This is a genomic window from Parafrankia sp. BMG5.11, from assembly GCF_004337455.1.
Window position 1 is genome coordinate 280,373 of sequence record NZ_SJXI01000027.1, and the last position, 12,476, is coordinate 292,848.

A 12,476-nucleotide genomic window follows, 5' to 3' on the forward strand; every position below is an offset into this window, starting at 1 on the left:
TCACTTGCGGTTCACGCCGGGCCTTATATACGCGCCCTCCGCAGCCCCAAGGGGACTTCCTTAACCGCAAGGCTGCCTCGTTCAAACTTACCGTTTGGGGGTCCCTTGAGTTGCACCATCATCCTGACGCACGGTCTGTAGTTCGCGCCCTCGCGCCGGACGAACCGGTCATTTTGAACCGCCCGCACGCAGCGGCGCGCGCAGCCCGTTTCTTCGCAGAGAAGTTTCCGGGCAAGTCACTCTACGCCGTGAAGGCGAATCCTTCGCCTGACCTTTTGCGCGTGCTGTGGGGCGCAGGGATCACGCACTTCGACGTCGCGTCGATCGCCGAAGTGCGCCTGGTGCGAGAGGCTCTGCCGGATGCCGAGCTATGCTTCATGCATCCCGTCAAGACGGCGCGCGCAATCCGCGAAGCGTACTTCGAACACCGGGTGAAGACCTTCAGCCTCGACACTGTCGAGGAGCTGGAAAAGATCGTGGCGGCAACGGCACATCCCGACGGCACCGGCGCGACCGACCTGCGGTTGCTGGTGCGCTTGCGGGTGTCCTCGGAATACTCGGAACTCAGCCTGGCTGCGAAGTTCGGCTGTGATCTCGCCGATGCGGCCGAACTGCTGCAGGCGACTCGCCAGCATTGTGACTGGCTGGGCGTGTGCTTCCACGTCGGCAGCCAGGCGATGACGCCGTTTGCCTATGTGCAGGCGCTGGAGCGCGTGCGCGCCGCTGTGGCCGAAGCATCGGTCGTGATCGACGTGGTCGATGTGGGCGGGGGCTTTCCGAGTGATTATCCCGGCATGGAGCCGCCCCCGCTGGAAGATTACTTCGCGATCATCCACCGCCACTTCGAAGCGCTGCCGATCGCCTACAACGCCGAACTGTGGTGCGAGCCCGGCCGGGCGCTGTGCGCCGAGTATTCATCTCTCGTCGTGCGGGTGGAGAAGCGCCGTGGGGATGAGCTGTACATCAACGATGGCGCCTATGGTGCGCTGTTCGATGCCGCGCATATCGACTGGCGGTTCCCCGTGAACGCGCTGGAGGATGACCTGACGCAGCCGTTGGCCGAGTTTTCGTTCTATGGTCCGACCTGCGACGATGCCGATTACATGAAGGGGCCCTTCATGCTACCGGCCGACATCCAGGCTGGCGATTACATCGAGATCGGCATGCTGGGTGCGTACGGCGCGGCGATGAAGACCGGCTTCAACGGCTTCGGGGATGCCGAACAGATCATCGTCGAAGATGAGCCGATGGCGAGCCTCTATCGCGGCGATCGGGTGGATCCGCGCGCCACCGACAATGTGGTGAGCCTACGCTAAGCCGTTAGGCCGCGAAGTGCTGCGCGGATTGGCTGTGAGCAGCGCTTTCTAGTGCCGTTTACCCCTGGCAAGTCGCCGCACAACTGATGCAACCTGGGGCGCGCCCGGGTCTCTGGAGGTCAATCGAGGAAACCGATGAAGCGGGCCGCTTCCTCCACCGGCTTGCGTTCGCTGACCACCGCATTGGCGGGGAAGGTTTCATCCGGCCAGCCCATCGCGACCGCTTTCATGATCACCTGATCTTCAGGGATGCCGGCATGTTCGCGGACCACCGGGCTTTGCATGATGCCCTGGCTGTTGATTACGCAGCCGAGCCCGCGTGACCAGGCGGCGTTGACCAGCGCTGTCGTGACCGCGCCGCAGTCGAAAGCGCTGTCGTCGCTGTCGGCCAGTTCCCGGTCGTAGGCAACGATGACGCACACCGGTGCGTCGAACTGGCGAAAGCCGCGCAATACCCAGTCCTGCCGCTTGTCCTTGTCGTCGCGGGCGATGCCCATCGCTTCGAACAACTGCTTGGCGACGCCGATCTGGCGTTCGCGATGCACGCCGGCAAAGGCGCTGCCCCGGCGGAACTCGCGGCTGTCGGGGACGCCGGCCAGGATGTTCTCCGTGTTCCCCCGCCGGATCCGCGCGAGTGGCTCCCCCGTGATGACGTGGAAGTGCCACGGCTGGGTGTTCATGGACGAGGGCGCGCGGGTGGCGAGGGCAATGACCTCTTCAATCAGCGTGCGGGGGACGGGTTTGTCGAGATAGCCGCGGATCGATCGGCGGCCGAGCACGACTTCGTCGTAGGTGGGGTGCGATGAGTTGCTCATGGCCACCGGCTTAACCCGTCATCGCCGCGAGTAAACCCTCAGCCGCCGCTGCCGACCTGAACCTGCATGAACTGCGGCGCGCCGGCTCCAGCGCTGAGCGCGGCAGGCGCATGGGACGGGGCGCCGGCGACCGGCAGGCTCGCCGCCGCAAGCGCGTATGGGCTGACCCGGTGGCGGGTACACAATCCGCCCGCGCCGTCGCTGACCAACGGCGTTTCAAATTCGACGCCAAGCTGTGCGCCTTCGGAGCGCAGCACCTTGCACACCACCAGCTGACCGCCGCCCAGATCGAGCACCAGCGCGGTATCGAGCGGAACCCCGACCAGGCCTTCGACGAACGCGCCGGTCTTGCTCAGGTCGCGGATCACCGCGTCGTACCGATGATCGCCGTGGATGATCCCGATGCGGCGGAACATCGACCGCCGATCAGGGCGGTGCTTATCCGGACCACTCGGCTCGATCTTGAATTCACCCGACCGGATGTTCTGCAGCACCTGATGCTGGGGCATGGCCTTGGCGAAAATCCACCCCTGGACCAGTTCCGCCCCGCGCGAACGGACGACTTCGAGCTGGTCGAACGCTTCCACCCCCTCGACGGTCGTCTCCATTCCCAGCGCCTTGGACAAGCCAATGATCGCGGTGATGATCTTGGCGCTGTTCTGGTCTTTCTGGGTGCACGAATCGACGAAGCTCTTGTCGACCTTGAGCTTGTCGAACGGCGCCGAGCGGAGATAACTCAGCGAGGAATAGCCGGTGCCGAAATCGTCCAGCGCCAGCCGCACGCCGATCTTCTTCAACGCTCGGAAGGTTTCTTCCGTGGCTTCGCTGTCGCCCATGAACACGCTTTCAGTGAGCTCCAGCTCCAGCCTGTCGGGATCGAGCCCGCTGGCCTGCAAAGCATCGGCAACCACATCGACGAAACCGGCGGTTGTGAACTGGCGCGCCGACACGTTGACCGCCACGCGGACAGTGTCCGGCCATGCGGCGGCATCGGCGCACGCGCGGTTCAGCGCCCAATCGCCCAACGGGCCGATCAGGCTCGAATCCTCTGCCACCGGGATGAACATGCCCGGGCTGACCCAGCCGCGCTCCTCATGCTCCCAGCGCATCAGCGCTTCCATCCCGACCACGTGGTTGTCGTGAATGCGAACCACCGGCTGATAGTGCAGCTCCAGCTGTTCGCTTTCCAGCGCCTCACGCAGGTCATCGAGCAGCAGCTGGCGCTCTTCCTCTTCGTCCTTGAGGTCCGACGAATAGAAACGGAACTGACCGCGCCCGCCGTTCTTGGCCGAATAGAGCGCGAGGTCCGACGCGCGCACCAGCTCTTCCACTTCCTGGCCGTCGTACGGCGCGATGGCGATGCCGACCGAAGTCCCGATGATCGCCCGCTTGCCATCGATCGGATAGGGCTGCGACACGATCTGGATGATCTTGTCGGCCAGTTCCCCCAGCTTGCCGCGATCGTCCACATCGGGGATGATCACCTGGAACTCGTCTCCGCCCAGCCGGCCGATCTCACCGCGATCGCCGATGATGTTGCGCAGCCGCTCCGCCACCTGGCGCAGCAGGTCGTCGCCCGCCGGGTGGCCCATGGTGTCGTTGACCTGCTTGAACCGGTCGAGGTCCAGCATCATCAGCGCGCAGTTGCGCTTGGCGGCCTTGAACGCCGCCAGCACCGATTCCAGCCGCCGGTGCATCCGGTGTCGGTTGTAGAGGCCGGTCAGCGAATCGTATTCGGCCAGCCGCGAATCTTCGATCTGGCGCTGGTATTCGACCGATATGTCCTTGGCCGAGCCGCGGTAACCGTGGAAACGGCCGGTCGAATCGACCTTGGGCTGGCCGGACAGTGACAGCCACACGGGTCGGCCGGTGCGGGCTTCGGGCAGAGCGCAGCGGACGGTGACGTCGACGATCCGGTTATGCGCGCTGATCTGGAAGCCGAGCGGGCGGGCCGAATGGGTATCGGGATGTTCGGGATCGGTTTCGAACAAGGTCGCCAGCGGCCGGCCCAGCAGGTTAGCCAGCGGCAGGCCCATGGCTTCGGCGGCACCGGGCGACAGGTAGCTTAACACCCCATCGGCGTCTGACGCCCAGATCCAGGCGAGACCGGTCTGCTCGAAATCCTCGAGCACCGAGAGCCGCAGGCCATCGCTGGTGAGATTGTCACCCGCGCCGCCCGAAAGCCCCTTCCAAAGATTCCTGACCGCCATCGCCCCTTGCCGCTAACGTCCGAACCAGGTCGGACAAGCATTCGTGCGACTAAACGGTAATGGTTACCGCCAGACTAAGGCGAAGGCTCGATATGGCCGTGACGATCAAGCCGCCTGCGCTTGCTGAAGGTCGAGCCGGTCCCAGATTTCCACCAGCGCATCGGTCAGCGCGCGCATCATCGCTTCGTTGTGCGCGGGGCCGGGGGTGAAGCGCAGACGCTCCGTCCCGCGCGGCACGGTGGGGTAATTGATCGGCTGCACGTAGACCCCGTACTCGGCGAGCAGGATGTCGCTGATCTTCTTTGCCCGGACGGGATCGCCGACCATCAGCGGCACGATGTGCGTGGTGCTGGGCATGACCGGCAAGCCCGCTTCGGCGAACATCGTTTTCAGGCAAGCGGCGGCTGCCTGCTGGCCTTCGCGCTCCTCGCTCGATTGTTTGAGATGGCGCACCGCGGCGAGCACGCCGGCGGCCAGCACCGGCGATAGCGAAGTGGTGAAGATGAAGCCCGGCGCATAGCTGCGGATGCAGTCGACGATCTTGCGATCGGCGGCGATGTAGCCGCCCATCACGCCGAATGCCTTGCCCAGCGTGCCTTCGATGATGTCGATCCGGTGCGCCGCTTCGTCGCGTTCCGAAATGCCGCCGCCGCGCGCGCCGTACATGCCCACGGCATGGACTTCGTCGATGTAGGTGAGGGCGTTGTACTGTTCGGCCAGGTCGCAGATCGCGTGAATGGGCGCGACGTCGCCGTCCATCGAATAGACGCTTTCGAACGCGATCAGCTTGGGTACGTCCGGGTCTTCGGCGGCGAGCAGTTCTTCCAGGTGCGCAAGATCGTTGTGGCGGAACACCCGCTTCTCGGCACCCGAGTTGCGGATGCCGGCGATCATGCTGGCGTGGTTAAGCTCGTCGGAGAAGATCACGCAGCCCGGCAGCAGTTTGGCCAGCGTCGACAGGGTCGCGTCATTGGAGACATAGCCGCTGGTGAACAGCAGCGCGGCTTCCTTGCCATGGAGATCCGACAGCTCGGCCTCAAGCTCCACGTGGTAATGCGAATTGCCGCCGATGTTGCGCGTGCCGCCCGAACCTGCGCCGACATCGTGCAGCGCATGTTCCATCGCGGCGATGACCTTGGGGTGCTGGCCCATCGCGAGGTAATCGTTCGAGCACCACACGGTGATCGGTTTGGGACCGTTGTGGCCGGCAAAGCAGCGCGCGTTGGGGAACGCACCCTTGTTGCGCAGAATGTCGATGAAGACGCGGTAGCGCCCTTCGGTGTGCAAGCGATCGATCGCCTGGTCGAAGATCTGGTCATAGTTCACGAAAGGTCGCTCGCGAGTTACCCGCCGGTCCCGTCCGGCAAACGCGGTCCACCTACTCCTCCGCCCCGCCGATTGCCACCGCGATCTTTGCGAACGGTTCGCGATTACAGGCGTTCGATGCGCTCCAGACCGTAGGTGGACAGCATCCGTGCGAACGATGCACGGCTGTCCGGCTCGGCGGTGAACACCGCCAGATCGGGTTTGCTGCGGGCGAATGGCTGCCCTGCGAGCAAGCTTGCCGTGCGGCGGGCGATCCCTTCCGCTCCGTCAACGAAGGTCACGGGGCGGGGGAAGGCGCGGGCAAGCTCGTCCGCCAGAAGCGGGAAGTGCGTGCAGGCGAGCACCACCGTGTCGATCTGGTCGCCCCATGGCTGGGCGAGCAGGCCTTGGACGGCGTCGTGGATGATCGCCGGATCGACCGGATCCCCCCGCATCTTCGCCTCGGCCGCCTCCACCAATCCCGGCGCTGGAAACCGGACGACATGCTTGCCGACCGCGAATTCCGCCTCGAGCTGGTCGACGTAGCGCTGCCGGATGGTGGCGGCGGTGCCGAGCAGGCCTACCGTGCCGGTTTGGGTAAGCGCGGCGGCGGGTTTGATGGCCGGCACCGTGCCGACGATCGGGATCTGGAGAACCTCGCGCACCATGCCGAGCGCGATCGTGCTGGCGGTATTGCAAGCGATGACCGCCAGGCGCGGCCGATAGCGCTCGCTCAGCACGCCGAGCAGCCCGGCGACCCGGGCGGCGATTTCCGCCTCGCTCTTGGCGCCATAGGGCAACCCGGCGGTGTCCGCGGCGTAGATGACCGGTGCCTGCGGGAGGACCTTGCGCAGTTCGGCCAGCACGGTGAGGCCGCCGACTCCTGAATCGAACAACAGGATCGGGGCGGCAGGCGCGATGCTTTCATGCAAAACAGTTCGTCCCGAGCTTGTCGAACGGCCGCCTTTCCGACTAGCTGGCCTCCGCGTGAATGCGGCCCTTCGACACGGAAGGGCGAACGGGTCAAGGGGGCGTTGATGGACTATGTGCTGGCGGCGTTGACCGGATACCTGCTCGGTTCGGTACCGTTCGGCCTGCTGCTGACCCGCGGCTTCGGCGCGGGCGACGTGCGGGAGATCGGTTCGGGCAGCATCGGGGCGACCAACGTGCTGCGCACCGGGCGCAAGGGACTCGCGGCGGCGACGGTGCTGCTCGATGCGGGCAAGGGCGTGGCGGCGGTGCTGCTCGCGGCGCTACTGTGGCCGGGTACCGAGGGGCTGGCCGCGGTGGCGGCGATTGTCGGCCACTGCTTCCCGGTCTGGCTGCGGTTCAAGGGGGGCAAGGGCTTCGCCACGGCAGCGGGGGTGGTGCTGGCGCTCGCCTGGCCCGTGTTCCTCGTCTGCGCCGCCATCTGGGCAGCGACGCTAGCGATCAGCCGGATCTCGTCGGTCTCATCGATGCTCGCCGTCATCGCCGCGCCGCTTGCGGCGTGGGCGCTCGATTATGAAGAGCTGTCGCTCACGCTGATCGCGATCGCCGCGATCGTGCTGGTCCAGCATCGCGCCAACATCGGCCGGCTGCTGCGCGGCGAGGAACCGCGGGTGGGCCGCACCAAGTGAGCCTGTCGCAGGAGGAGGCGTTCGCGCGCATTCGGCTGCTGCGGTCGCCCAATATCGGTCCGGTCAGTTTCCGCCAGCTCATCCGCCGCTTCGGCACCGCGCAAGCCGCGATCGACGCACTGCCCGACCTCGCCCGGCGCGGCGGCGCGCCCTATCGCGCCGCGCCGCCCGAAACGATTGCCGAGGAAATCTCGCAAGTCCGCCGCGCCCGCGCCAGGTACCTGTTTCACGATCAGCCCGATTACCCGCCGCTGCTGGCAGAGCTCGACAGCGCGCCGCCAGTGCTCACATGGCGGGGCGACGTGTCGCTGGCGGCAAAGCCATGCGTGGCGATCGTCGGTGCGCGCAACGCCTCGGCCGCGGCGGTGAAACTGGCGCGCGATTTCGCCGCAGCGCTGTCAGAGGCGGGGTTCACCGTCGTATCGGGTCTGGCGCGCGGGATCGACGGCGCGGCACACCGCGGGGCACTGCCTGCCACCATCGGGGTGATCGCGAGTGGGATCGACATCACCTATCCCCCTGAACACACCGCATTGCAGGAGGAAGTCGCCGGTCGCGGCCTGCTGATCGCCGAGCAGGTCCCCGGCACCGAGCCGCGCGGCCGCCACTTCCCCAGTCGCAACCGCATCATCGCCGGGCTCGCCAGCGGCACACTGGTGGTCGAGGCCGCGCCCAAGTCCGGCTCGCTGATCACCGCGCGGCTGGCGGCGGAGGCCGGGCGAGAGGTCATGGCGATCCCCGGCAGCCCGCTGGAGGCTCGCGCCACCGGGTGCAACCAGCTGATCCGCGATGGTGCGATGCTGGTGCAGACGCCGGACGACGTGATCGAGCTGCTGAGCGGGTTCGACGGCACCCCGCGCTCCAGCTTCCGCGAGGCCGCCCCGGCGTTCCTGTTCGCCGACGAGGAACTGGCTGACGCGGAGCCTGCCGATGTGACCAGTCTGCTGACCACCGCCCCGGTGGCGGTCGACGAGCTCATCCGCCAGTCGGGCGAGCCCCCCGCATCGGTGCAGCTCGCGCTGCTGGAGCTGGAGATCGCCGGGCGATTGACGCGCCATGCGGGAGGGCGGGTGTCGCTGGCCGCTTGACGCGCGGCGTGGACCGGCACCACCCTCGCGCGTACGTATACGCGTAGGGACACCGCCAAACTCACATGCAACTAGTCATCGTAGAATCGCCGGCCAAGGCGAAGACCATCGAGAAGTACCTCGGCAAGGACTACAAGGTTCTGGCGAGCTACGGCCACGTCCGCGACCTGCCGCCCAAGGACGGCAGCGTTCGGCCCGATGAGGACTTCGCGATGGACTGGGAGGTCTATCGTGACAAGACCGGCCGGGTGAAGGACATCGCGGACCTGGCCAAGAAAGCCGACCGCCTGATCCTCGCCACCGACCCTGACCGCGAAGGCGAAGCGATCAGCTGGCATGTGCGCGACCTGCTCGCGAAGAAAAAGGCGCTGCCCAAAGAGGTCGAGCGGGTCACCTTCAACGCGATCACCAAGCAGGCGGTGACCGAGGCGATGGCGCGCCCGCGCGATCTCGACCAGCCGTTGATCGACGCGTACCTCGCGCGCCGCGCCCTCGACTACCTGTACGGTTTCACGCTCTCGCCAGTGCTGTGGCGGCGCCTGCCGGGGGCGAAGAGCGCGGGCCGGGTGCAATCCGTCGCCCTGCGGCTGATCGTCGAGCGCGAGCGCGAGATCGAAGCCTTCGTGGCGCAGGAATACTGGAGCGTCGTGGCACATCTTCAGCATGACGGCACCGCGTTCGACGCGCGGCTGGTGACCTATGACGGCAACAAGCTCGACCGCCTCGCGATTGGCGACCAGGGCATGGCGGAAGCCGCCAAGACGGCGGTGGAGGAGGGGCGCTTCACGGTCGAGGACGTCGAGACCAAGCCGTTCAAGCGCAATCCCGCCGCGCCGTTCACGACCTCGACCCTGCAGCAGGAGGCGGCGCGCAAGCTCGGCTATTCGGCCAGCCACACGATGCGGCTGGCGCAGAATCTCTATGAGCAGGGCGCGATCACCTACATGCGCACCGACGGCGTGCAGATGGACGGCAGCGCGATCAGCGCCGCGCGCAAGGCGATCAGCGATCGCTTCAGCGGGCACTACCTGCCGGACAAGCCGCGCATCTACCAAACGAAGGCCAAGAATGCGCAGGAGGCTCACGAAGCGATCCGGCCGACCGAATTCACCCGCGACCGGGTGGGGCAGGGGGACGAGGCCAAGCTCTATGATTTGATCTTCAAGCGCGCGATGGCGAGCCAGATGGCCGCCGCCAGCCTGGAACGCACGACGGTGACGCTGCGCGATGCGACCGGTCGGAACGAACTGCGCGCTACCGGCCAGGTGGTGAAGTTCCCTGGTTTCCTGGCGGTGTATGAAGAAAGCTTCGACCAGAAGAGCGAGGACGACGACGAGAACTTGCTGCCGCTGATGCGCAAGGGCGACAGCCCGGCCAAGACCGGCGTCGATGCGAACCAGCATTTCACCCAGCCGCCGCCGCGCTTCTCCGAAGCGAGCCTGGTCAAGCGGCTGGAAGAACTCGGCATCGGGCGTCCCTCCACTTACGCCTCGACCATCCAGACGCTACGCGACCGCGAGTACGTGCGGATGGAGAAGAACCGCTTCTTCGCCGAAGAAAGCGGTCGGCTGCTGACGGCGTTCCTGGAACGGTTCTTCGATCGCTATGTCGGGTATGATTTCACCGCGGACATGGAAACCGAGCTCGATACCGTTTCCGACGGGCGCGAGGACTGGAAGACGCTGCTCGAAGCGTTCTGGCGCGACTTCAAGCCGAAGACCGAAGAGGTGATGGAGAAGAAGCCGTCGGAGGTGACCCAGGCGCTTGACGAGTATCTGGGCGATTACCTGTTTCCGCCGCGCGCGGACGGGGGCGATCCGCGCCAGTGCCAGGCGTGCGTGGCCGAAGGGCGCGAGGGCGGGCGGCTGGCGCTGCGCGGCGGGAAATTCGGCGCGTTCATCGCCTGCTCCAATTATCCCGAATGCAAGTACACGCGGCAGTTCGCCTCGCCCGGCGGTTCCGGTGACGACGGCGGCGAGGACGCGGTGCTCGGCACCGATCCGGAAACGGGTCTGCCGGTCGAGCGCAAGAAGGGCCGCTTCGGGCCGTACGTGCAGCTGGGCGAGGGCAAGGAGGCGAAGCGCGCGAGTATCCCCAAGGACCTCGACGATTTCGACTTCGAATGGGCGCTCAAGCTGCTGAGCCTGCCCCGGATCGTCGGCGCGCATCCCGACACCGGGCTGGAGATCGAGGCCAACATCGGCCGGTACGGTCCCTACCTTCGCCATGACGGCAAGTACGGCAAGCTGGCCAACACCCGCGAGGTGTTCGAGGTTGGCATGAACCGCGCGGTGGACCTGCTGGCGCAGGGCGCCAACCGCGGCGCGGGCCGCGCGGCGGCCGAGCCGATCAAGGTGCTGGCGGCGCATCCCACCAGCGGCGGCGAGATGAAGGTGATGGCGGGCCGCTATGGTCCCTATGTCACCGACGGCACCACCAACGCGACCCTGCCGCGCGACATGAAGCCCGAAGACCTGACCGAGGCGCAGGCGATCGAGTTGATCGACGCCCGCGCCGCCAAGGGGCCGGCGAAGAAGAAGGGCCGCAAGGCTCCGGCCAAGAAAGCTGCGCCGAAGAAGGCAGCTGCGGCCAAGAAGCCGGCCGCGAAGAAAGCCGCCACGAAGAAGAAGGCAAGCTGATGGGCAAGGAGAACTTCGAACGGCACAAGCAGCCGTGGAAGGCCGACGAGGCGGGGATGCTGCGTATGCTAGCGGGCAAGGGCAAGGGCCTGAAAGAGATCGCCAAGGCCATCAACCGCAGCGAGGAATCGACCAAGGACTTCGCCAAGAAGAACGGGATCGAGATACTCAAGAAACGCTAGGCGGCTCCACGGCAACGCTGCGGGCGCGGGCCGGCTCGGTCATCCGGGCGAGCAAGCGCGACATGAAAATCTCAGCGTCCTGGGCGGATCCGAACGCGGTGTCGGGGATGCATAGGGTGAGTGAATCCGCGCCGATGATCCAGTAGCCGTGCTCGTGCAGAAGCTGGTGGATGCTCGCGTACGCCGCCTCGCCGGAGAACCGCGCCGTCTCGTAGCATACGCCGGTGGCGGTCAGGCGCCAGTGTGCCTCAAGCTGTTGCGGGACGCCTCGCGCGTCGAGGCCGGAGTTCCACGCCTTGCCGAGCACGATGCCCAGGCGCTTATAACCCACGCCCAGCCCGTAGGCGGCGCCGAGCATGAGCACCAGGAAGCCGCCAACAAAGACCGCAAACGGGGCACGCATGAGGAGTTCTGAAGGCACCAGCAGCACGAACAGCGCGACCATCAGCGCGCTGCCGACGAAGCCGCTCACCGCCCCGGTCAGCGGATAGGCCCAGCGATGGAACCCGACGTGGGCGATCCGGCTGTAGATGACGTTTGCCGCCCAGCTGGCCTGCTCCTGCGTCAGCCATCCGCGTGCTTCCACTGTTTCTCCGGGTAAGTTCGCCTCGGCGTCGGTGGGCTGTGTGGCCGCATCGGGCGGAGTGCTGCTTGAAGCCTCGGCAATATTTCCCGGACCAGCCTCGGCAAACTCCACCGCATCGCGGCTGCGGGCGCGCGCTTCGGGTGTCATCCGCGCGGTGATCGCCGCCAGCAGCGGGCGCTGCGCATCCTCGCTGTCGAACGCCGCGAAGGGAATCAGGAAATGCAGCTGGTCCGCGCTCAGCACCCAGCCTTCGGCACCCCGCTCGACGGTGTCGATGGCATGCCAACGCGGCGCCAGCACCATGCGCTCGGTTGTCAGGACCAGCGCCTCGTCCGTCACTTCGTACGTTGCTGCGCGTTCCAGCGGACTGCCGATCGCGGCCAGCCGGTTGAAGTAGACGCGGCTGGCGCGGCGCTGCTCCAAGTTGAGCGCGAGCTGCACCGCCACGAGGCAGAGCACCGCGGGCAGGATCACCGGCAGCCACGGCCCGAGCGCGAACATCACCGGAAACGGCAACTGCTGTGCGCCCCAGAACGCCAGCAGATGACCAAGCCAGATCGCCAGGCACAACAGCGCGAGCAGCGCGAGGCTGAACCAGGTCCCGCCGCCCCTGATGCGGGAGGAGGAGTTGAGCGCGGCGGCCAGCACCTCCCTGTGTTTCAGGACAACGTGGACAGGGGGCGGTGCGGGAAGGGTGGCCATGACCGGCACTTATG

10 protein-coding genes are annotated in these 12,476 nt (G+C 66.4%); 5 read left to right on the forward strand and 5 right to left on the reverse strand.

Annotation, left to right across the window (positions count from 1 at the left end):
• Positions 1–110 precede the first annotated feature (110 nt).
• The gene (locus E0504_RS19395; RefSeq protein ID WP_131625365.1) at positions 111–1,316 is read left to right on the forward strand and encodes an alanine racemase; all 1,206 of its coding nucleotides are present in this window, start codon (positions 111–113) and stop codon (positions 1,314–1,316) included.
• Positions 1,317–1,435: 119 nt separating this feature from the next.
• Here the strand turns inward: E0504_RS19395 and E0504_RS19400 are convergent, their stop codons facing one another.
• The 4 genes from E0504_RS19400 to murI form a co-directional block, all read right to left on the reverse strand.
• Complete coding sequence (locus E0504_RS19400; protein WP_131625366.1) at positions 1,436–2,131, reverse strand: nitroreductase; 696 nt, start codon at positions 2,129–2,131, stop codon at positions 1,436–1,438.
• Positions 2,132–2,169: 38 nt separating this feature from the next.
• Positions 2,170–4,341: a bifunctional diguanylate cyclase/phosphodiesterase gene (locus E0504_RS19405; protein WP_131625367.1), complete on the reverse strand. Its 2,172-nt coding sequence runs from the start codon at positions 4,339–4,341 to the stop codon at positions 2,170–2,172.
• A gap of 105 nt (positions 4,342–4,446) precedes the next feature.
• Entirely contained in the window at positions 4,447–5,667 is a 1,221-nt protein-coding gene (hemA, locus tag E0504_RS19410) for a 5-aminolevulinate synthase (protein WP_131625368.1), read from the reverse strand.
• Positions 5,668–5,771: 104 nt separating this feature from the next.
• Positions 5,772–6,566 carry a glutamate racemase gene (murI, locus tag E0504_RS19415; RefSeq protein ID WP_131625699.1) on the reverse strand — a complete coding sequence of 265 codons (795 nt, stop codon included), beginning with the start codon at positions 6,564–6,566 and terminating at the stop codon, positions 5,772–5,774.
• A 117-nt stretch (positions 6,567–6,683) separates the two neighbouring features.
• On the opposite strand from murI, the gene plsY reads away from it, so the two are divergent.
• From plsY to E0504_RS19435, 4 genes are all read left to right on the forward strand, one after another.
• Positions 6,684–7,265, forward strand: a complete 582-nt coding sequence (gene plsY / locus E0504_RS19420; RefSeq protein WP_131625369.1) for a glycerol-3-phosphate 1-O-acyltransferase PlsY — start codon at positions 6,684–6,686, stop codon at positions 7,263–7,265.
• Positions 7,262–8,353 carry a DNA-processing protein DprA gene (dprA, locus tag E0504_RS19425; RefSeq protein ID WP_131625370.1) on the forward strand — a complete coding sequence of 364 codons (1,092 nt, stop codon included), beginning with the start codon at positions 7,262–7,264 and terminating at the stop codon, positions 8,351–8,353. The genes plsY and dprA overlap by 4 nt, the downstream gene beginning before the upstream one ends.
• Before the next feature lie 65 nt (positions 8,354–8,418).
• The gene (gene topA, locus E0504_RS19430; protein ID WP_131625372.1) at positions 8,419–10,992 is read left to right on the forward strand and encodes a type I DNA topoisomerase; all 2,574 of its coding nucleotides are present in this window, start codon (positions 8,419–8,421) and stop codon (positions 10,990–10,992) included.
• Complete coding sequence (locus E0504_RS19435) at positions 10,992–11,174, forward strand: hypothetical protein (RefSeq protein WP_131625373.1); 183 nt, start codon at positions 10,992–10,994, stop codon at positions 11,172–11,174. The genes topA and E0504_RS19435 overlap by 1 nt, the downstream gene beginning before the upstream one ends.
• On the opposite strand, the gene E0504_RS19440 is transcribed toward E0504_RS19435, so the two are convergent.
• The gene (locus E0504_RS19440; RefSeq protein ID WP_131625374.1) at positions 11,161–12,462 is read right to left on the reverse strand and encodes a hypothetical protein; all 1,302 of its coding nucleotides are present in this window, start codon (positions 12,460–12,462) and stop codon (positions 11,161–11,163) included. The genes E0504_RS19435 and E0504_RS19440 overlap by 14 nt on opposite strands.
• Positions 12,463–12,476: the final 14 nt, after the last annotated feature.

Excerpts from the sequence above, each read along its gene's own strand:
- E0504_RS19400 (WP_131625366.1), bottom strand. The coding sequence starts at position 2,131 with ATGAGCAACTCATCGCACCCCACCTACGACGAAGTCGTGCTCGGCCGC.
- E0504_RS19405 (WP_131625367.1), bottom strand. The coding sequence starts at position 4,341 with ATGGCGGTCAGGAATCTTTGGAAGGGGCTTTCGGGCGGCGCGGGTGAC.
- plsY (WP_131625369.1), top strand. The coding sequence starts at position 6,684 with ATGGACTATGTGCTGGCGGCGTTGACCGGATACCTGCTCGGTTCGGTA.
- topA (WP_131625372.1), top strand. The coding sequence starts at position 8,419 with ATGCAACTAGTCATCGTAGAATCGCCGGCCAAGGCGAAGACCATCGAG.
- E0504_RS19435 (WP_131625373.1), top strand. The coding sequence starts at position 10,992 with ATGGGCAAGGAGAACTTCGAACGGCACAAGCAGCCGTGGAAGGCCGAC.
- E0504_RS19440 (WP_131625374.1), bottom strand. The coding sequence starts at position 12,462 with ATGGCCACCCTTCCCGCACCGCCCCCTGTCCACGTTGTCCTGAAACAC.